Genomic DNA, 20,809 nt, shown 5'->3' with positions numbered 1-20,809 from the left:
ATGTTAAAAAGACTATTCGTTTTTATAGGTTTAATAGTAACAGTGGTGCTGTTATTCAAGTTTTGTGAATTTAAAAAAGCTGATGATGCTACAACTATAGATGGCGCTGGTTTAATTCAGCAGCAAATTGTAAACGTAGGAAAACTGGTTGTTACCGAAGGGCATTATTCGGAAGTAATAACCTATAAAAACCAAGAGAAATACTTGATGGGAATGTTTTCTTTTGATAAAAAAGCATTGATTGTCGTAAATGCAGATGTGACAGTGGCTTACGATTTACACAAAATGAAATACGATATTGATGAGAAAAACAAAACAATCTCGATTGTTTATATCCCTAAAGAAGAAATAAAAATTAGTCCTGATATCAAGTTTTATGATGTAGAACAAAGCAAGCTGAACCCTTTTACGGGTGATGATTATAACAAAATCAACAAGTCAGTAAAAGCTAATTTAGCTAAGAAAATGGAAACTTCCACATTAAAATCTAATGCTCAAAATCGCTTAATAAGTGAATTGTCTAAGATCCTTATTACAACCAGTAATTTAGGTTGGACTTTAAAATACGAAGGCAAAGTAATTGAAAGCGATAAAGATTTAAGTCAGCAAATAAAGTTGTAAAAGAAAAAGCCACGAATTTAATTATAAAGTGAAAGCCACGAATTCACTAATTTCTATTATAATTATCTCAAAGTAGATAACCGCAAGTCCGCTAAAATAATTTGCGAATTTGTGTTCGTTTTTTTTTTTAATCTGCCTCTACAATAGTCAGTTTTAATTATAAAGTGAAATCCACGAATTCACTAATTTCTATTATAATTATCTCAAAATAGATAACCGCAAGTCCGCTAAAATAATTTGCGAATTTGCGGTTATCTATTTACAATACGAATCAACTTTAATCAGTGCATTCGTGGCTAAAATTTTATGCTTTTGCCTTCTCAAAAATCAAGTCCAATCCTCCAGTAATCAAATGCGCCACTTCGGGTCTGGCAAGTTTTAATTGTTCGAGATGTGCCAATACTTCATCCAATAGTGGAGCATCATTGCGGTCTTTTAAAAGCTCCACAATCTCAACCGAAAGTAACCAATCTTTTGGGTGATTTACTTTTAATTTATGAAAAATAGGACTAAGCGAAGCGTAGATGTCATGTGTCTCCCTGATAATTCTAACAGTTTGGTATAAAATTTCTAAATCATCGCGCTCTGCAGTATGTGTCGCTTTAATGGTGGTGCTAGATGGTAAATGGGTAATCAAATCAAAACTATTCACATCGGCAGGACCAGAGAAAGCCGAAACTACTTTTTTACCCACCGCCATATCATAAACACCCCAATCGGGTTGGAATAAAATCGTTTCACCATGCGTCACCGTACAGTTTTTAAAACGAATCAAGATAATCTCACCTTGTAGGTTTCTAGAACCCGTTACAATTTCGCCTTCCACAGTGATACCGCCTTCAAACTCTAGTTTAACGGCTTTGGATTCTATAATGTCATAGGCATGCAAGTCCTTCGGACTCATATCTTCTATCGCTAAGTTAATTCCTTCCAGTTTTCCTATTGGACTACCAAAACCTTCGGCATGAGTCAAAGTACCATGGCCTACTAATTCTTTTTCGCGGGAAGCCAAAGCTGTTTTTCCAATTGTTTGTATGTAAATCGGTTTCCCTTCATCAGCAATTACTTTGGTAAAAACACCCGAAATTTGCAATCCCGTGCTCAATTCAATCGTTCCCAAAGCGCCCGAGTGAATCAATTTCTCAATTCCAGACAAGCCGCCTGTGCGCAATGCCATTTTATTCGCAAATTCTTCCAAAACCAAATTCAAATACGCAAAAGTTGGCGTAACATACAATTGGGGTTGTAGTTTTGTAATGTCAAAACTTTGGTTGGCTGCTGAGATATCGTAAGGGATTTTCTTCACTTGATCCGTCATGCAGTACGCACTTTCACCAATAGACGACAACAATCCTGCACCGTAAATCTTTGGATTTTCTACCGTTCCTATCAAGCCATATTCCACAGTCCACCAGTGTAGGTTGCGTATTTGAGCCATTTCAGACAGTTCGCCCATGTTGTTTTGCAAGTCTTCGACTGCTTTTTCGGCAGCTTCAATCGTAGCTTGTGGCGTACCTTCAGCTTCTTTGACGATGGATAAAAGTCGGATTGCCTCATACATTTGATAATCCTTGTCCGATGAAATCGCTTTGCATCCTATTTCTCCAAAACGGCGCAAATATTCCGCATATTCTGGATTGGCAATAATAGGCGCGTGACCGGCACCTTCATGAATAATATCGGGAGCAGGCGTGTATTCAATATGTTCCAGTTGGCGAATATCCGAGGCAATTACCAAAACGTTATACGCTTGAAATTCCATAAAAGCATTGGGCGGAATAAACCCATCCACGGCAACAGCAGCCCAACCTATTTCGGTCAAAATGCGGTTCATACCGTACATACTCGGGATATTGTCAATCTCAATTCCTGTTTTCTTCAACCCTTCCAGATACGAGCTATGCGCCACTTGAGCAAGATAATCCACGTTTTTACGCATCACATAGCGCCAAACCGCTTGATTGATAGGCGTATAATCGCTATAATCCTGAGGTTTAATAAATTGCTTTAAATGTTTGGGTAATCGGTCTAATAACGGATTACTTTCTATAATTGAGTTCATTTCGAAATCGTTGTAGTTATCATGCAAAAGTACGAATTCTTGAAGCCATTTCCCGCTTTTCATTGCAAGTTTTTGTCCAGCCGTTTGTTTTTCCATAGTTTATAAAAGAGCTTCCTCTGGTCGCTTTTTATAAACAGGAAAACCTAAAAAAACGGCTTGTACAAAAAGCTTTCCATTTCAGTCGGGGCTAGGGGAGTTGTGGTAAAATGTTTGTTTATTGATTCCTGTCCTGCAAGGTTTTTTTGAACCTTGTAGGTTTATTTTCATTCCAATCAATGAAGAATTCCAATAATAAGTAAACGTGCAGCAAGTCATTGCGAGGAACGACGCAATCACACTAAAACTCTTTTACAAACAAATTCTACATTCTTTTTCATTCCGACGAAGGTGACTCGAGCGTTAGGGAACAGACGAAGTAAATCACATCCAGAACCAATGTGTATTTGTATGAAATTTATCTTTTATTAAGACGAGCCACACGAAAGGATTCGTGCGGCAGCGGGGGGGAGGATAGAACTGTTCGCTGCGGCGAATGTCATCACATGAACCAATTAAATTTAATATATTCTCTTTAGGATTGTAGTTGTAATAATAATGAACCACACGAAAGGATTAACTTCGGTGAATTTCATTTTGTGCAGTAGCGGTGGAATATTCTAATTTAATTTCAGCAAATCCCATATGTAAAATGAAGGCATTATTATCGCTAATTTACCTCCTGTATTGTCAGAATGTGTTCCACTAACAATTCCTACTAATATTGTTCTATCTAAAGCACCAATTTCTACCATTTTACTTATTGATAGATATAATCCTGAACCACTTGCTCCTTGAATACTAGATTTGTCTAAGTAAAATACCGAACACTTTTTATTTTTTCCATAATAAGAAAAAGTTTGGGTTATTAATCCACTAGCATAATTACTTTTAAAGGATAATGCTGAAAAGTGTTCCAATATTAAATCAGTTACTGGATAACCCAGAAAAGTCAGTTCAAATTCTTTCCATAATAGTGTTTTTTCATCACTGATTAATGTTGAAGGAAATGAGGAATTGATAAATCTATTTTTTATATCTAAATTGTAAGGTATTAGTTCCATGATTGCAATATCAGCAATTTGATGAAATTGCCAATTCATTTTTTGATTTAGAGATACTAAATCGATTACCGCTGGCTGATCGTTATTTATTCTAAAAATAATTTTTGAAGTATTTTTTAATTCTTTAGCAACATGGGCAGCAGTCAATAAGAAATATTTGTTTTTGTATTCGATAATAGTTCCTGTACCGTTAGTTCCAGTCGAATCATTAATTTGTTGGTATAACATTACAGTCATATCAGAAACCTCATCTAATGAAAATTTTATTTTAGATTGTGCAAAACTGTGATTTATTATCAGAAATATTATGATGATGTATAATCGCTTCATTTTAATCGTTGTAAGTTAAAAAGTAAAGTTAGTCTTCTAAACCAATTAAATCAATGTTTAGTTATATAATTTATTTCTGAAAAATCTTATTAATTAAAAGTATTTTTTAATTGCTTATAATTTGGTATACAGTTTTGTAATTATAAAACTATTTTAATTTACTTCTAAAATAAACTATCTTTACTCTATTAAATAATTATGGTTATGAATATTGAAGCGCATAAAAACCAGTTGATTAAGAAATTAATTGATGTTCAAGATGAAACACTTTTGGATAAAATTGATGCTATTTTAAATAGCGATTCTATTGTCGCTCTAACATTAGATGGAGAATCTTTAACCAAATCAGAATACATTGCGCATATTGAATCAATAAGTCAATCCGTTGCTGATGGTGCTGAAACCTATACTTCTGAGCAAGTTCGTACTTCTATTTTATCTAAAAAGGAATGACTGTAGTTTGGTCAAAAGAAGCAAAAGACTCCCTTTCTAAAATCTATTATTATATTTTGGAAGACAGTCCTCAAAATGCTGAAATGGTTTTGGATAAAATAATAGCATTAGCAGAATCTCTTCATGATTCTCGTTATGAATTTGCCATAGAGCCAATTATCAATAAAGAAAGATTTCGGCATATTAGCATTTGGTCTTACAAAATCATTTATGAGCGCAAATTAGATTTTGTCTTGATTATTGATATCTTCAACGGAAAACAAAATCCCAATCGGTTGAATAAGTATTAAAAAAAAAATCCACTACAGCGCTGCCACGGATTCCTATAGATTAAAAAAAGTTCTCTTTTTACTCCACTTCAAAAAGCAATATCTGTGTTTTCTGTTTGTCCGAGAAATTATTATCGGATACAAAAAGTAAGGATTGCTTGCCATTGGCTAGTTTTGGTCCAAAAGTAATTCCTTCGATATTATCCGTAAAAATTTCTAAATCGTCCATGTTCAAGAGCAGTTTTTTGGAGGCCAATTGAATGCCTTGATTTTGTAAGGAAGCAATATCTTTTACATTGGTCGCTTTGGTAAAATCACATAAATACACTTTTATCGTGCAGGCTTGTTTTCCAGTAGAGTAGGAGCGCTCCACAATCAAGAGTTGGTTTTTACTGTAATACTGTATCGAGGAAATTCCGTTTACGGCAAAGCCAGTATGTGGGTTGGGTTCATGTGCAATCGGATCGAGAAGGTAACCGTATTGCGCCGTGTTTTTTCTCGATTTTGTATCAAATTCAAACAGACGAATCATTCCGCCTTTGGTAGTTGTAGCTTCGGTGTCGTCTTCGTACAGCGGTTCTTCCACGTTCGTGTACACTTTGCTGTAGTCTTTGTTGAAGGTTATTCCTTCGAGAACACCATTGCTACGTGGTCCTTTTTCCTCTTTTTGCATGTTGAGGTTGGTGGGTAAACTAAAGTCGTTGACGAAATTTCCGTTTAAGTCGGCTGTTTGCAACGAAGGATTTTGCAAGACCACAAAATCTTTGGCAATCACTCGAGCCCCTTCGCTACTCCAAACCACTGACTTCGTTTTGGGGTTGTAACGCATTTCTTCAGGATCGATAGATTGAGACGGTTTTGTCTCCCAATTACTGTATTTGGCTCCAGCTTCATTTTTTAAAGTAACCACATTCTCAAAAGTAATATTTTTGATGGTATCTGAATCCAAATGAATTTTGGCAGTATAAAAACGGGCATCATTATAAATGGATCTATCGTCAGAAATGAAATAATACAAATCATTTTTGGCATCATAATCAATACTGGATAAGCCGCCTATAACGGTGTTTTTAAATTCTTGATTGAAAGGCACTTCAGTGGAGTTGATGAAGTGTAAGGTTGGGCTGCCGTTTGCTGTTTCTGTAGGTTTTACACTCGAACAGGATATAAAAGCAAGTTGTAAAAAAGCTAAAAATAATAATTTGCGCATGAAGTGTTATTTAGAATTTAAAAGATCTCCTTTTTGTCCAGCATCTCTGAAATAGTTAATCTTATAATTGAACATCTCAGCCATGTTTTTGGCGCGTAGTTTAGCTTCCTCAGCAATAGTTCCTGTAAATAAGGAGTCTACTGTGGCAATGAAAATTTCCATCCAGCGGTCAAAATGGACTTTGTCTACTGGTAAATGTTTGTGCGGAGGAAAAGGACTTCCGGAATAGGTGTGTACTTCTAGTAAAATAGTTTGCCAAAAGCGGTACATTTTTTCCAAATGTTCAGGCCAGCGGTTGCCTATTTTTTGATTGAAAATAGGACCTATGAAATCGTCTTTTTGCACTTTAGCGTAAAAGGTATCTACCAGTAATTTAATATCGTCTAGGGTAGTTATGTCTGTTTGTATGGTCATAATTGGGTATAAAAAAAGCCTACACAAAGGTAGGCCATTTCTAGTATATACGGTTTAAGCTATTGTTATTTTGGTGGGAATTGTGATAAAATTTTAGCAACAAACTCATTGATTTGACTTTCTTTTTTGTCTCTATTTTCAGTTAAATAACCCACGCCTTCACCTTCCCAAACCAATTCTTTTTTCTTGGCATCAATTAAGTCGATGTATAATGTTCCTTCAGTAGAAGAGGTAACATAGGTACGTCCTCCCCATAAGTAAGGATTCCAACCGTAACCCCAGCCATAACCCCAACCTGCATTGTACTGGTTAACGTCTAGTTTTTCTCTTTCTTTAGTCAAAATGTTGATTAGCAAATCTGGATTTTCACTTTTAGTCATTCCTTTTTTGCTGAGTTCCGCATCAATGGCACGAAGTATTCTTTTTTTATCCAGTTCAGAAACCTGTACTCTATCAATTCCGCTTTTTTGAAAAGCATAAGTTTTAAATTGACTAAAATCTACATTTTTATCATAATCAGAATTGACTCTGATAGAGCTACAAGCGCCCAAAACGAAAAGAAAAAGTACGGGAAGAAGTTTTATTGCTTTCATGGTATGATTATTTGATTAATATGGGTTTACTAAAGTTACGATCAAATTTTTAAAAATCCAATAAACTATCGTCAACTATATTAGGGATGGTCACTTTTAATAAAGGTTGCGTTTCCATAGCCCTTTTTATTGCAAAAATAGCCCCTTCATTACGCGCCCAACTTCTTCTTGATATTCCGTTATTGACATCCCAGAAAAGCATTGAGGCTAAGCGTCTTGAAGCTTCTTTAGAACCATCAAGAACCATACCAAAACCACCGTTAATTACCTCTCCCCAGCCTACGCCACCACCATTGTGAATAGATACCCAAGTTGCACCACGAAAACTGTCTCCAATTACGTTTTGGATAGCCATATCAGCAGTAAAACGAGATCCGTCATAAATATTGGAGGTTTCTCTATACGGTGAATCTGTTCCCGAAACATCATGATGATCTCTTCCTAGCACTACAGTTCCTATTGAACCTTTGGCTATAGCCTGATTAAAAGCTTCGGCGATTTTCACACGACCTTCGGCATCGGCATAAAGAATTCTAGCTTGTGAACCCACCACGAGTTTATTGGCTTGAGCCCCTTTGATCCATTTGATATTATCTTGCATTTGTTGCTGAATTTCAATAGGAGCCGTTTTTGCCATTTCTTCCAGCACAGCGCAAGCAATATCATCTGTTTTTTGTAAATCTTCTGGTTTTCCTGAAGCACAAACCCAACGGAAAGGTCCAAAACCATAATCAAAACACATAGGTCCCATGATGTCTTGTACATAACTAGGATACCTAAAATCAATGTGATTCTCAGCCATAATATCCGCACCTGAGCGGGACGCTTCTAGTAAAAAAGCATTTCCATAATCAAAGAAATAAGTTCCTTTGGCGGTATGTTTATTAATAGCAGTCGTATGTCGACGTAACGTTTCTTGTACTTTTTCCTTGAATAAATCAGGATTATTAGCCATCATATCATTCGCTTCTTCAAACGTGATTCCAATAGGATAATAACCACCTGCCCAAGGATTGTGCAATGATGTTTGATCACTTCCTAAATCAATATGGATGTTTTCTTGGTCAAATTTTTCCCATACATCCACCACATTTCCTAGGTAGGCAATAGAGACTACTTCTTTATTGGCTTTCGCCAAAGCGACTCTGCTTACCAATTCATCCAAATCTTCGATGACTTCGTTAATCCAAGCTTGACTGTGACGGATGTGCGTGATTTTTGGGTTGACCTCGGCACATACGGTGATGCAACCCGCAATATTTCCTGCCTTGGGTTGAGCGCCACTCATTCCGCCTAATCCAGAGGTTACAAATAATCCTCCTTCTGGCGTTTTTTTTATTTTTCTAAAACCATTCAAAACTGTAATCGTCGTTCCATGTACAATTCCTTGCGGACCGATGTACATATAACTTCCAGCGGTCATTTGGCCGTATTGCGATACACCTAAAGCATTCATCTTTTCCCAATCATCCGGTTGAGAATAATTAGGGATTACCATACCATTTGTCACCACCACTCTTGGAGCTGCTGCATGTGAAGGGAATAAACCCATAGGATGACCAGAATACATGGTTAAAGTCTGGTCTTCTGTCATTTCCGACAGGTATTTCATGGTCAAAAGGTACTGTGCCCAGTTTTGAAAAACGGCTCCGTTACCACCATAAGTAATTAATTCATGGGGATGCTGCGCTACGGCATAATCCAGATTGTTCTGAATCATTAACATTATAGCTTTTGCTTGTTCGCATTGTCCAGGATATTCATTGATAGGACGCGCACGCATTTCATAATCAGGGCGCAAACGGTACATGTATATGCGTCCGTAAGTTTCTAATTCGGCTTTGAATTCCGTGATTAGTTCCGCATGATGTTTGGCATCAAAATAGCGTAGAGCATTGCGAAGCGCTAATTTTTTTTCTTCGGCTGACAGTATTTCTTTTCGCTTTGGAGCATGATTTATATTTGTCTCATACGTTTTTGGTTGTGGCAATAGCGTAGGTATTCCTTGTTGGATTTGTTCTTGAAAAGTCATTTTTTTAATTTAAAGATTGAAAAATTTAAAGATTGAAAAAGTGATAATTGCTAAAATTAGAATACTCTAATTTTAAATTAGCACATTTTCTATTTAAAAAAAGTGACTATGGATAACGAATATCCGACCTGTGATAGGATTTGTAGATGGTAATCCTAAATTTTTGAAAGCAAATATCCATTTATTTTGTTGAGTTGAATTTGTGATTGAGCATTGAACACTGCTTACTTTTTAATAGTTCCCGTTTTTTTATCAAATCCGTAGGGACAATGACGACAACCACTCTTACAGCAATAGCCTCTTTTTAAGTGGTGTTTTTCAGTGAAGCATTTATAACCTTCTGTGGTATAATAAAAATCTTCCCCTTCAATTAATTCAGTATTCTTATTTGGGTTAATCATTTTAGTCGTATTCTGTTGAAATGTATTTTAAATTTCTAAGTTCAAAGAGAACTCAAACGATTGAGTTTTTCTTTAAAAGAAACTATTTTACCAATACAAATTTATACATTTTATAATGATTGTATTCTCTTAGTGCTAAATAATTAATAATGATGAGCGATCATTTTAGTTGATTTTTTGTTTTTTAGTTAACCACTTCTACTTTTTTGTATTGATTATAAATTTTAGGGCTATAAAAAAAGCCACTCAATTAAGTGGCTTTTTAAAAATTAATAAATTATTTTCTTTGAAATGACTTCATCATTATCTAATGTTATCTTGAGTATCAATCCCGAATTTGTTTTGTTTAGCTGATTTAAGAGTTGAGTTGAAGCATTCACTTTTTTGTAGCTATCAATTTTTCTTCCTAATAAATCATATACCAAGATGGTTTTTATAAGTGCTGTGTCTGATTGTACAGTTACTCCATTATTGACGATTACTTTTATACCATTTTTTAAATTAAAGTCTGTAGTTCCTAATGTTTTGGATGTCATAGAACTAAAATGGAGAACAAAGCGGTCATTAAAGGTGCCTTCGGGAAGTTCAACTTCATACATTGTATTCTTTATAGAATTGTAAGTATTAGTTTCCTTGTCAAAAATATATACATTTTGACTTTCGTCAAAATTTTCTAAAGAGTCTATATTAAAAGAAATTTTCCCGGCAACTTCGTTTCGTATACCAATTGGATATGATGCATTAGTATCAAAATAGCCTTCACCCTCAATTGCTAATTCATTTTCTTTATTTAATAGATACATATCACTAGGAGAGTCGTCAATGTTCAGAGCATCGTACCCATCGTTAATTTCACTATTTGCTTTTTCATCCATAAATGCTAACAATACTTGTCTATGGAAATTTTGGTTATAATAATTATACCCTAATCGTACTCTTTTGTAATTGTCTTTTTCAAGCGTAGCATTACTGTTATCAGTCCAATGGGCTTCATATCCTTTTTGGTTTTCAGGAATTTTATAAGTGGTTTGTGAAACTCCTATTTCATCCTCTTTATGAAAATCTCTTTGGCTGTTGTTGTATATTACGTTACCACCAGACCCTATTTTACCATTAATAAAGAAAGCTTGGCCCACAGGGATAAATTGATTTGGAGCAGCTTTGCTTGTTGCTCCAGAACCACTAATAAAATTAACGCCTACTGAACTTGGTGCAACACCGCCCGATAAATTTCGGATTCCATAACCGCCTTGGTAACTTCCTAAATTATGACTAACATTGGTTGCGTAATGCTCCCAGAAATAGAGTGCACCATCAATAGCGGGATTGGATGTTGAGGTTTCAATAGATCCTATATTATCATTTATAAACTTATTTGCATCTAATGCCGATGGGTAGGGATTCCCTGTAAGTAATAACTGATCGGCTCCAACTGTATTTGTAATGGTTCCATTATTTGGTTTTCCCACGAAGGTAAGGTTTTGCGTAGCTGTTGCAGCTCCACTTCCTTTTAGCGTAAATCCTTTACCAGCTTGTAAAGTACCTGTTTCAAAAAGTTGATTCCAATTATAATAGTCATTGGCTAAGTTATCAAATTTGTAAATCCAATAGCGCGCTAAACTAATTGGCGTTGTAGGAGCTCCATCATACCCTCCAACCCAATTGATAGCTACGAGTGAAGCTGGATTAGTTCCATCTTTTAGTATTGTTCCTACAGTAAAAGGAGTATTATTTGCTGAATTGTTAATGGTTCCTACAGGGGAACTCCAATAATTATAATTGTATTTATTAGCCTGTCCTTGTTGGTCTCTTTCAATTGAACCGGAACTTGTAACATCTAAATCACTTCCTAATTTTTGTACGAGTTGTGAGCGACCTACTAAATCAATTTTACCGTCTAATTTTAAATAATGAGAAACTTCTATTTTAGTTCCGTCTGTTTGTAATCCACCAGTTGTTGTTGCAGTTAAAGTACTTCCTGTTCCTACACCTACATATAACCCTAATACAGTTTTGTTTCCTTGAGAAGTGATATTGTGAGTCGTTTTTACAATATTCCAATTGATAGTTTCAGTGTCATCTACGATTGATAAACTATATGGAATGTCTTGGACTGAATTGTTTTTCCATGTCTCAGGAGTTTGCCATAAACCATTTGTTAATGATTCATAAGGTAAAGGTGCTGTTTGTAAATTTACTGTTGTTAAATTTCGTAAGGCAGCCGTATAATTGTTGTTTGAAATATCTTTAGCATTAGTAAATGTATAGGTAGACATAGGGTAATAAGCACTTAAATTTGACCATGGAATACTACTAATTTCATTTGATGAAATAGTATTGGGAATTATTTTACCATTAGTTGCTATTCCATTACTTAGTATTTCTTGATTCATTACGTAACGCAATTGATTTACGGTAAGAGGAACACTCCAAACGCGTACCTCATCAATTGTTCCGTTGAAGAATGAAGTTGGATTTGTTCCGTCTGCGGCAGCAATTAAAAATGATTGTGTTGGATTAACTGGCACCTTACTTAATGTCTTGCTTGCATCTTCAAACCCATCTACGTATAATTTAGCTGTAGAGGTAGTATTATCATAAACTATACATATGTTATGCCATTTTTTTAATGGCATAATTATGGAAGAAGTTATGGTTTGTTTAGTTCCATTAAACCAACTCATTTCAACTTTTCCAGCTACATTAATACTCAAATCATATCCTGCTGTATAGGGGCTGTTTCTTTTGGAAAGTATAGTTTGATTTGAGCCGTTGGTTTTCATCCATGCTGATACTGTAAAGGAAGAATTTAAGTCTAAAACTTTACCAGCGTCTAAATAATCACTTACTCCATTAAAATCAATAGCCCTTTCGTAGGTGCGCTCTGGGGCATAACCAAAAGTGATATATTTAGTTCCATCAAAATCATAGTCAGTTTCTAGTTTTGATCCGTTGACGCGCATCACTCTATATTCTGATATTGCATTAAATTGAGGAGTAGTGGATATAAACATTAAGAAATCCCCTGGAGGAGTAATTGTCGAGGTAAGAAGAGTAGAAGGTATCGAAACCTTGCAAGAAGGAATGTTACCACCAGTTTCTTTGACTCTCCAAGTTCGTCCAATAGTGATATAATCAACATTAGTGGAAAGGGCTGGTGTTATTCCAGAACTTATATTTACAACTACCGAAGGTTGAGCAAGTAGTGTTCCATTATCACTTCCCCAAACTAAAAACTCTTTATCATTGACAAAATTATTTGGATTATCTGTGTTTTTATCATAGATGCCTCCAAGTCCTATGGTAATATCATCAGAGGTGTTTTCAGTTTTGGATTGTCTTTGTTTTAATGCAGATTTATCATCACGGCCTATACCGGCAATATTGTAATTGAATCCTGCATTTTCGTCATAGATTGATGAAGCAGTATTTGTAGAGGCAGAGTTATAATAATTCAAACTGGTTCCATTATTCCCCAAAGTAATTCCATATTTTATTGCTAAATAGGTCTCTATTCTTCTTCTATCGGTTGCATTATTACTAGTATTGTAGTTGATGATTTCAAGGATATCTCCTTCATAACTAGGTCCAAAGGTTTCACTTGCTCCTAACCAATATCTTGAGTTTATTATATTTTTATAAGTACTTGTATTTGCTTCAGTTGTAGATAGTAAAGTTCCATTATTGTACATTCCCATACGAGTCCCATTGCCACTAGGATTGAAAATGTTGACTCCAGTATATGATTTTGTGGTACTAAGTTCACCTACTCCATAACTAGTGCTTGCCGCTTGATTATAGGAGACAACTTCATTGGTGTATCTTGCAGATCTTCCTCCCATTTCAAAACCAGTAATATCTTGATTTGGTTTGTTTGAAGCTATATCATCTCCACAATAAACATCACTTGCATTTGATTGATAATTTACAGTTGAAGATGGTTTTACCACAACATACATATCAAGGTTATTAAAGCCTTGACCACCGGTCATAGCAGTAGAACCGTTAAAATAAATTACGGGATTAAAATTGACGTTTTTAGCAACGTTGTGGTTAAATTTGGGTTCTTTTCCAAGTCTTGCTACTGCACTTTTTGTACTTGCAGTAGTACTTTCTAGCCAACTAGACATTGAAGCTCCATCGGCTTTGTTGCCTATATTACTATCTGCTTTTAACCAAAACTTTAAATTAGGGGTTATACCGCCAGGAGCAATTGTTAGGGTAGTAGCGGCTTTTACTTCAGCTTGAACTACAAAAGTGTAAGTGCCTTCATCAGGATCATTACTAGTTACAGTTATTCTAGCTGTGTTTATACCTAAAGTTGCTGTAGGTGTAAAACTAACCACAAAATCAGTTAAATACCTTAATTGACCACTTGAACTATAGGGTAAGGTGGTTTGGCTTACATTTGTTGATGAGAAACCAGTTCCAGTCAAAGCGGTAACGGTAACGGTACTATTAACTGTTAAGCTAGAAGTACCAAAAGAATAAATATAAAATGGAATTTTGATAGGTGTCGTTGTGTCTGTGATTCCAAAATCTGTTTGATCTAGTGCACTAGGAGTGGTGTCCCCAGATACAATTGAAACATCATTACCTTGTACGTCTATTTCTCTCCCTGAGACTGTCGCATTTGCTGTGATTACAAAATCATAAATGCTTTCGTCAGTATCACTATTAGCTATACTGACAACGGCTAAAAAGTTACCACTTGTAGGGGTATTAAAAGTAATTTGAAAAGTTAAACTAGCTCCTGGAGCGATAGAATTACTAGATGGTTGGCTATTTACGGTAAATACATTATCTCCTGTAATCGTGACTATTGGCGTACCTGTTAGTATTAAAGGACCGGTACCTGAATTTTGAATAGTAAAGGTTTTTGTTGTATTAGTATTGATAAGTGGAGCTCCAAAATCGGTATCATCGGTTGTAGATCCAGATGTTGCACCGTCTTTAATGTTGGTTCCATTTCCTTGAAGGTTTATTTCAGGAGTAACGCCATTATCTCCAGTACCAGAGATATTAAAGTTAAAAGGATTCTCATCTGAATCATTGTTTATCAATGATAGAGAGGCGTTACGAACTCCTATAGCCGTAGGTGTAAAGGTTATACTGAATGTGGCGCTTGATTGAGGAGCTATTGTTGTAGGAGGGTTTGTCGCTACAAATTCGGATGCATTGGCTCCACTTATTGTAATGCTGCCTAAATTTAAGGTGGCAGCTCCTAGGTTATTTATAGTATACGTACGAGTTAAACCAATAAGAACGTTAGAGCTACCAAGGTCTGTAAAATTAGTAGTACTTGGTGTAGTACTATCATCTGCTATATTGATTCCATTTCCTGAAACTGCAATTTCTGGATTGTTTACTGTAGCCGTAATTGCTACTCTAGGACTCGAAGTACAAGATCCATTTGTGGACTGTATATAATAAGTTGTCGTTGTGCTAATAGATGGAGTAGTAAAGCTATTTCCACTGGCTAAAGCTGTTCCTCCAGTTGATCCAGAAAACCAAGAAATAGTTCCTGAAGATGCAGTTGCACTCAAAGTGACTGTACCTGTACCTGTTCTTGAACCTGGTGTTGTAGAAGTTGTTGTAGGTGTAGCAGCAACTGTTACTGCAGCAGTGTTAAATGTTGAAATAGTATTATTACATGTTCCTGCTGCTAATCGTATTATAGTTATGGTTGTAGAGCCTGAGTTTGCTAGGGTGCTGCTTGTAAAAGTCCCAGTACCAGCTGTGGTTACGTTCATAGTTGCTGTATTTCCAGAAGCGGCATTTGCCCCAGAAAAATTGTAAGTTACTGTATAAGTACCTATTGGTAGTCCAGCTGCTGTAGACGTCACGTTTATATTTGCGGCATAGTTAGAACATGAAGGAGTAGCGATATTAGTACCAGTCAAAGTAAAAATCGGGCATGTCCAAGAAATAATGACTTGGCCGCTACCCCCACCACCACCAGAGCGATCTGTATTTGTTAATGCAACTGCTCCTGCACCACCACCACCAGGAGAAAAACCAAAAGCACCGTCTCCACTATCTATAGATCCATCGGCTCCTTTAGCTCCAGCAGTTACTGCAGCTCCACCAGTTTGATTGACTCCTGCGTTTCCATTAGAACCGCTACCTGCACTTGATCCACCACCACCACCACCAGCATAACCGTTTGTGGTAATTCCGTCTCCACCTTTTCCTCCATAATAACTAAGGGTTCCTGTAAAACCACTGTTCCCTGTAGTCGTGGTATTTGCACCTGTCGTGTATGAATTATTCATAGCTGTTGCAGTTGCACCATTTCCTCCTACTGCTAATAATAAAGTTGTTCCTCCAGTACTTAGCGAGGATGATCCTCCAGATGTTCCGTTGTTCCTACTGCCAATACCACCACTACCCACAAGTACAGTATAGTTTGAACCAGGTGTTACTGTATAGGTATTTCTTCTGGCATAAGCACCACCAGAGCCACCACCAGCTGAACAATTGTTGCCAGTTGCTCCACCTCCAGCTCCACCAGCTCCCCATGCTTCAATATTGATACTAGTAACTCCAGCAGGGACAGTAAACGTGTAGGTTCCTGCTGTATTGTAAGTCTGGGTTGCTTGAGAAAATCCAGATAGACTAAGCAGTATAATAAATAATGTAAAAAATATATTATTTGACAAAAGTAATTTTCTATTCATGTAACAAAAGTGGATTAAAGTAGTGTGGTATTTATTTAAAATATAAAGCCTTTGTTATTTTATATCATTCTGTCAATTAATTTGTTATATTAATATCTGGATAAAAAAATAATTTACAAAAGTAATTTATTTTTACTTGTTATTTAAAATCAGTTGTTGTTTTTTTTAACGATAAAGTTTGGTAATTTTAAGCTTATTTAATAGTAATTGAATTCTAATTTAATTTACGTTTTTTTTTAAAGTTTAGTTTTATAAAATTTTGATTATTTTGCAATCAGTATAACTCTTATTTTTTAATTGAAAGCGAATGTATCTAGTAGTTACCAAATATTTAATACCCAAAGGATTTTCTGGATTAACCGCATTTCCTTTTATTTTTATAAAATACCATGTTGATAAAGAAAATCTTGTTTTTATCAATCACGAAAAAATACATTTGAGACAACAAAAAGAATTATTAATACTTCCTTTTTTTATATGTTATTTTTTGGAATATTTGGTTCGTTTGATTCAATTTAAGAATCGAAATTTGGCCTACAGGAATATTAGTTTTGAAAGAGAAGCTTATGCTAATGAATCGGATTTGAATTATTTAAAAAACAGATCCTTTTATGAATTCACAAAATATTTATTCATCAACTGAGTTTGATACTTCTATTTTAAAGATATAACTAAACATCTTTTTTGTTTTGTTTTCACATTTTTATAAATGTAAGATAATACTTCTTTTTATATTTAAAAGATGTATTTAAACGATGTATTTTACTTATTATCGTCATTTTATCCTATTTCACAATTATTTTTTAGTAACTTTAATAAAGTCTTCTAAAGTTAATCAGTTTGTAGAGAAATCTTTTGATTTTATTTTTACATTTTCAATAATTAGAATTCTTTTTTAACAAGAAATTAGTGTAATATATTAAAATACAATTATTTATGAGCTCAAAAATACTTAGGAATACAACAGTGATTATTATTGGGTTTTTATTTTTGCATGATTCTAATGCCCAAATGTTTGTTAGCCCAAATAGTTCTGTTTTTGTAAATAACGAAGTTGTTTTTATAAAAAATGAATTGGAATTAAAAGGGGCTACTAGTAATTTTTATTTAAGGAAAGATGCTCAATTGCTACAAGGGACTACAGCAGCAAGTGCTAATAAAGGATTAGGAACTTTATCTGTTTTTCAAGAAGGAACAACTAATAATTTTCAATATAATTACTGGTGTTCACCAGTAGGAGGAAGTAGTGCAACAGTTGGAAATACAGCTTTTGGAATTACACAACTAATGGATGTAGTAGATTTGACAAATAGTAATTCATCGACTATATTACCATCAAATAATTATAATGGTGCCTCTTCCCCTTTAGCAATTGCTCCATATTGGATATGGAAACTGCCTGCCAATTCCACTTCAAACTGGGTTTATGTAGGTTCAGGTTCCACTTTAAATACGGGTGAAGGTTTTACAATGAAGGGAACATCAGGGATTAATTCCATTACTGTAAATGGTGTGCAAAATAATTCAGGTAGTAAACAACGTTATGATTTTAGGGGTAAACCTAATGATGGTACTATCTCTATACCTGTTGTTCATGAAGAATTAACATTAACAGGGAATCCATATCCATCTGCAATAGATTTAGCTGCTTTTTTAACTAATGCAACAAATTCTACTGGTATTGCTTATTTTTGGGAACAAGATAAAACAGTAAATTCTCATTATATAGCTGATTATAAGGGGGGGTACGGTGCTTATTCTCCGCTAGGTGGATCTGGAAATGGAGTGTATACTCCAGCTACTTTTTATTCGTATGATGGTTCTGGAAATGAAGTAATATCAACTGGTTCTGGAGTAGTTTATGGGAGACGTTTTTCGCCAGTAGGCCAGGGATTTATGATTGAAGGTAAGGTTAATGGAATTGTCGAAATGAAAAATAGTTACAGAGTTTATGTAAAAGAAGGTGCTTCAAATTCATCTGAGTTCGAAAAGAATGCCAATATCCCTAAAACAGTAAAAAGCAATTCGTTTTTATCTACCATACAATCAGTTTCAGGATTTGATTATACGACAATTAATACAACTCCTCCGTCACAAATTAGATTAAATACATTGTTGAATGGACAGGGTGTTCGTCAAATGGTTCTTGCATTTGTCCCTGAAGCTACTGATGGTGTAGATCATGCCATGGATGCTTTATCAACGAGTGATAATGATCAAGCAGATATTTATTTTGTATTAAATGAGAATGAATATATTATAGATGCGGTACAATTTGGTATAGATAAAAAAATCCCTTTAGGATTTAAAAATCAAGCACAAGCCAATTATAAAATTTCAGTCAAAGAAATTATAAACTTCACAGAAATAGAAAATGTTTATTTGCATGATAAAACTTCCGATTCTTATTTTGATATCAAAAATAGTTTTTATGAGGTAGACTTGCCTGCGGGTGTTAATAATACCCAATTTGAAATCACCTTCAAAAATGGATCAACTTTAGGGGTAGAGGATGTAAACAAAGAAAAATTTTTGATGTATCAAAATAATAAAACTAAAAGCCTAACACTTAGTAACCCTTTGCAAAAGGAATTAGTGTCTTGTAGTTTATATGATGTTTTAGGAAAACTCATTTTTAATAAAAAAGACCTAGGGACTAATACTACTTATAGTTTTACAACAGCAAACCTAAGTGATGGAATTTATTTTGCGAAGTTAGCTACAAATGAAAACGCGATTTTCAATCAGAAAATTATAATTAAAAATTAGTTTGTTTTTTATGATTCTAAAAAATGCAATCAGTAACTGATTGCATTTTTTTGTTGTATATAAATTTTACCTTTGTAAAAAAAAAGATTGAATCAACACCTGACCATATCGTTTCCAAATTCGATTACCGTTTCTATAAAACGGGAAGATCTTATTCATCCTTTTGTATCAGGAAATAAATTCAGGAAGTTAAAATACAATTTGCTTCAAGCAAAAAAAGAGCATAAAGATACATTGCTCACGTTTGGAGGAGCTTATTCGAATCATATTGCTGCAGTTGCTTATGCAGGTCAAGAAAATGGATTTCGGACAATAGGAATTATTCGTGGCGATGAATTAGAAAGTAAAATTGCAGAAAATCCAACATTGCAATTTGCTAAAAACTGTGGTATGGAATTTAAATTTGTTTCTAGAGAAGAATACCGAAACAAGCAAGAAACATTGTTTTTAGAAACTTTAAAAAGTATTTACGGAAACTTTTACCTTATTCCTGAAGGAGGTACTAATGAATTGGCAATAAAAGGATGTCAGGAAATTTTAACTCCTGTGGATAGTCAATTTGATTACATTTGTTGTTCAGTGGGAACTGGTGGTACTATTTCAGGTATTATAAATAGCGCACTTCCTCATCAAAAAGTTTTAGGATTTCCCGCTTTAAAAGGAGACTTTTTAAAAGATGAAATTCGTATTTTTGCGCAGAATAAAAATTGGGAACTAATTGCGGACTATCATTTTGGTGGTTACGGTAAAATTAATGAAGAACTGATTGCTTTTATAAACCAGTTTTATCAAGAAAATAAAATTCCATTAGATCCTATTTATACTGGAAAGATGGTTTTTGGCGTTATGGATAGGATTGCTACAAATCATTTTCCTTCGCACTCCAAAATTTTATTGATTCACACTGGTGGAATTCAAGGAATACAGGGAATGAATTTGAAATTAAAAAAGAAAAAATTACCAACACTAGATATCCATGTTTAAAAAAATCGTACTCCTTTTTATAATTATAACGTTAATAAGTTGTAACGCTACAAAATCTCCAATTGTAACCACCAAAGCAGTTTCTCAAAGTAATAAAAAGCCAGTTGTTCGTACTTCTAAAAAGAAAATTATTGCAAAACCCATAGCTGAAAAGAAAGTACTTCAAGAAAAGAGAGAAAACGAAAAGAGAGCACAAGAAGATGAAATAATCGAATCCACTTCAAGAACGGTTGTTTCTAATGATGTTATAGGAAATTATATTTCTCAATATAAAGATATTGCCATGAATAATATGAAAGTTTATGGAATTCCAGCGAGTATTATTCTGGCTCAGGGAATTTTGGAATCTGGTGCAGGAAGAGGAGATTTAGCTGTAACAGCAAATAATCATTTTGGAATTAAATGCCATGTAGATTGGACGGGAGAAAGTGTTAGGCATGATGATGATTCCAGTCAAGAATGTTTTAGAAAATACAAAGAACCAGCTGAATCTTTTAAAGATCACGCCTTGTTTTTGACAGGGAGAAGTAGGTATTCCAGTTTGTTTGCCTTGTCAAAATCAGATTATCAAGCTTGGGCGAAAGGACTTAGAAGAGCAGGTTATGCTACAGATCCTAGATACCCTGAAAAGCTAATATCTTATATTGAACGCTATAATTTAGGGCAATATGATTCCCAAGTTTTAGGAATCAACTATACACGAACAGAAAATCAACCTATAAAAATAGCTAGTGTAAATACACAGTCTGGTGATTATTATGAGGTGCAAAAAGGAGATACTTTGTACTCTATTTCTAGGAAATACAACTTACTAGTTACCGACTTAAAACTAAAAAATAATCTGTCAGAAAATACAATCTCCATTGGACAAAAACTGAGAGTAAATTAAAT

15 protein-coding genes are annotated in these 20,809 nt (G+C 34.7%); 7 read left to right on the top strand and 8 right to left on the bottom strand.

What is annotated here, in order from left to right; all coding sequences use genetic code 11:
- The gene (locus AB3G33_RS00480) at window positions 1–621 is read left to right on the top strand and encodes a DUF4230 domain-containing protein (RefSeq protein WP_367771832.1); all 621 of its coding nucleotides are present in this window, start codon (window positions 1–3) and stop codon (window positions 619–621) included.
- 304 nt (window positions 622–925) lie between these two features.
- Here the strand turns inward: AB3G33_RS00480 and AB3G33_RS00475 are convergent, their stop codons facing one another.
- Both AB3G33_RS00475 and AB3G33_RS00470 read right to left on the bottom strand, forming a co-directional pair.
- Window positions 926–2,683: an aromatic amino acid hydroxylase gene (locus tag AB3G33_RS00475; RefSeq protein ID WP_367774175.1), complete on the bottom strand. Its 1,758-nt coding sequence runs from the start codon at window positions 2,681–2,683 to the stop codon at window positions 926–928.
- A 656-nt stretch (window positions 2,684–3,339) separates the two neighbouring features.
- Window positions 3,340–4,113 (bottom strand): hypothetical protein, encoded by a 774-nt coding sequence (locus tag AB3G33_RS00470; protein ID WP_367771829.1) that lies wholly within the window; start codon window positions 4,111–4,113, stop codon window positions 3,340–3,342.
- Between the two features lie 204 nt (window positions 4,114–4,317).
- Here AB3G33_RS00470 and AB3G33_RS00465 point away from each other — a divergent pair, with 204 nt between their 5' ends.
- Both AB3G33_RS00465 and AB3G33_RS00460 read left to right on the top strand, forming a co-directional pair.
- Entirely contained in the window at window positions 4,318–4,566 is a 249-nt protein-coding gene (locus AB3G33_RS00465; protein WP_367771826.1) for a hypothetical protein, read from the top strand.
- On the top strand, window positions 4,563–4,856 hold the full coding sequence (locus AB3G33_RS00460) for a type II toxin-antitoxin system RelE/ParE family toxin (protein WP_367771824.1): 294 nt from the start codon (window positions 4,563–4,565) through the stop codon (window positions 4,854–4,856). Before AB3G33_RS00465 ends, AB3G33_RS00460 begins: the two co-directional genes overlap by 4 nt.
- A 58-nt stretch (window positions 4,857–4,914) precedes the next feature.
- Here AB3G33_RS00460 and AB3G33_RS00455 read toward each other — a convergent pair whose 3' ends face one another.
- The 6 genes from AB3G33_RS00455 to AB3G33_RS00430 form a co-directional block, all read right to left on the bottom strand.
- Window positions 4,915–6,045, bottom strand: a complete 1,131-nt coding sequence (locus AB3G33_RS00455; protein ID WP_367771821.1) for an esterase-like activity of phytase family protein — start codon at window positions 6,043–6,045, stop codon at window positions 4,915–4,917.
- Window positions 6,046–6,051: 6 nt separating this feature from the next.
- Window positions 6,052–6,459, bottom strand: a complete 408-nt coding sequence (locus tag AB3G33_RS00450; RefSeq protein ID WP_367771818.1) for a group III truncated hemoglobin — start codon at window positions 6,457–6,459, stop codon at window positions 6,052–6,054.
- A gap of 65 nt (window positions 6,460–6,524) precedes the next feature.
- Entirely contained in the window at window positions 6,525–7,052 is a 528-nt protein-coding gene (locus tag AB3G33_RS00445; protein ID WP_367771816.1) for a DUF4136 domain-containing protein, read from the bottom strand.
- 49 nt (window positions 7,053–7,101) lie between these two features.
- Window positions 7,102–9,084, bottom strand: coding sequence for a urocanate hydratase (locus AB3G33_RS00440; RefSeq protein WP_367771813.1), 1,983 nt, complete (start codon window positions 9,082–9,084; stop codon window positions 7,102–7,104).
- Between the two features lie 224 nt (window positions 9,085–9,308).
- A complete protein-coding gene (locus AB3G33_RS00435) occupies window positions 9,309–9,485 on the bottom strand; it encodes a DUF5522 domain-containing protein (RefSeq protein ID WP_367771810.1) in 177 nt (58 codons plus the stop codon).
- Between the two features lie 269 nt (window positions 9,486–9,754).
- Window positions 9,755–16,165: a choice-of-anchor D domain-containing protein gene (locus AB3G33_RS00430; RefSeq protein ID WP_367771806.1), complete on the bottom strand. Its 6,411-nt coding sequence runs from the start codon at window positions 16,163–16,165 to the stop codon at window positions 9,755–9,757.
- Between the two features lie 307 nt (window positions 16,166–16,472).
- On the opposite strand from AB3G33_RS00430, the gene AB3G33_RS00425 reads away from it, so the two are divergent.
- From AB3G33_RS00425 to AB3G33_RS00410, 4 genes are all read left to right on the top strand, one after another.
- The gene (locus AB3G33_RS00425; RefSeq protein WP_367771803.1) at window positions 16,473–16,808 is read left to right on the top strand and encodes a hypothetical protein; all 336 of its coding nucleotides are present in this window, start codon (window positions 16,473–16,475) and stop codon (window positions 16,806–16,808) included.
- A gap of 293 nt (window positions 16,809–17,101) precedes the next feature.
- The gene (locus tag AB3G33_RS00420) at window positions 17,102–18,934 is read left to right on the top strand and encodes a T9SS type A sorting domain-containing protein (RefSeq protein WP_367771800.1); all 1,833 of its coding nucleotides are present in this window, start codon (window positions 17,102–17,104) and stop codon (window positions 18,932–18,934) included.
- Between the two features lie 87 nt (window positions 18,935–19,021).
- Window positions 19,022–19,918: a 1-aminocyclopropane-1-carboxylate deaminase/D-cysteine desulfhydrase gene (locus AB3G33_RS00415; protein WP_367771797.1), complete on the top strand. Its 897-nt coding sequence runs from the start codon at window positions 19,022–19,024 to the stop codon at window positions 19,916–19,918.
- Window positions 19,911–20,807, top strand: a complete 897-nt coding sequence (locus AB3G33_RS00410; protein ID WP_367771794.1) for a glucosaminidase domain-containing protein — start codon at window positions 19,911–19,913, stop codon at window positions 20,805–20,807. The genes AB3G33_RS00415 and AB3G33_RS00410 overlap by 8 nt, the downstream gene beginning before the upstream one ends.
- Window positions 20,808–20,809 lie beyond the last annotated feature (2 nt).

Source organism: Flavobacterium sp. WC2421 (assembly GCF_040822115.1).
In the GTDB taxonomy this organism is placed as follows: domain Bacteria; phylum Bacteroidota; class Bacteroidia; order Flavobacteriales; family Flavobacteriaceae; genus Flavobacterium.
Note: the sequence above shows the minus strand (reverse complement) of the source record. Positions and strands in the feature narration are given on the sequence as shown.

What these genes read in the sequence shown, in the direction of transcription:
- AB3G33_RS00480 (WP_367771832.1), top strand. Translation starts at nt 1, where the DNA reads ATGTTAAAAAGACTATTCGTTTTTATAGGTTTAATAGTAACAGTGGTG.
- AB3G33_RS00475 (WP_367774175.1), bottom strand. Translation starts at nt 2,683, where the DNA reads ATGAACTCAATTATAGAAAGTAATCCGTTATTAGACCGATTACCCAAA.
- AB3G33_RS00470 (WP_367771829.1), bottom strand. Translation starts at nt 4,113, where the DNA reads ATGAAGCGATTATACATCATCATAATATTTCTGATAATAAATCACAGT.
- AB3G33_RS00465 (WP_367771826.1), top strand. Translation starts at nt 4,318, where the DNA reads ATGAATATTGAAGCGCATAAAAACCAGTTGATTAAGAAATTAATTGAT.
- AB3G33_RS00460 (WP_367771824.1), top strand. Translation starts at nt 4,563, where the DNA reads ATGACTGTAGTTTGGTCAAAAGAAGCAAAAGACTCCCTTTCTAAAATC.
- AB3G33_RS00455 (WP_367771821.1), bottom strand. Translation starts at nt 6,045, where the DNA reads ATGCGCAAATTATTATTTTTAGCTTTTTTACAACTTGCTTTTATATCC.
- AB3G33_RS00450 (WP_367771818.1), bottom strand. Translation starts at nt 6,459, where the DNA reads ATGACCATACAAACAGACATAACTACCCTAGACGATATTAAATTACTG.
- AB3G33_RS00445 (WP_367771816.1), bottom strand. Translation starts at nt 7,052, where the DNA reads ATGAAAGCAATAAAACTTCTTCCCGTACTTTTTCTTTTCGTTTTGGGC.
- AB3G33_RS00440 (WP_367771813.1), bottom strand. Translation starts at nt 9,084, where the DNA reads ATGACTTTTCAAGAACAAATCCAACAAGGAATACCTACGCTATTGCCA.
- AB3G33_RS00435 (WP_367771810.1), bottom strand. Translation starts at nt 9,485, where the DNA reads ATGATTAACCCAAATAAGAATACTGAATTAATTGAAGGGGAAGATTTT.
- AB3G33_RS00430 (WP_367771806.1), bottom strand. Translation starts at nt 16,165, where the DNA reads ATGAATAGAAAATTACTTTTGTCAAATAATATATTTTTTACATTATTT.
- AB3G33_RS00425 (WP_367771803.1), top strand. Translation starts at nt 16,473, where the DNA reads ATGTATCTAGTAGTTACCAAATATTTAATACCCAAAGGATTTTCTGGA.
- AB3G33_RS00420 (WP_367771800.1), top strand. Translation starts at nt 17,102, where the DNA reads ATGAGCTCAAAAATACTTAGGAATACAACAGTGATTATTATTGGGTTT.
- AB3G33_RS00410 (WP_367771794.1), top strand. Translation starts at nt 19,911, where the DNA reads ATGTTTAAAAAAATCGTACTCCTTTTTATAATTATAACGTTAATAAGT.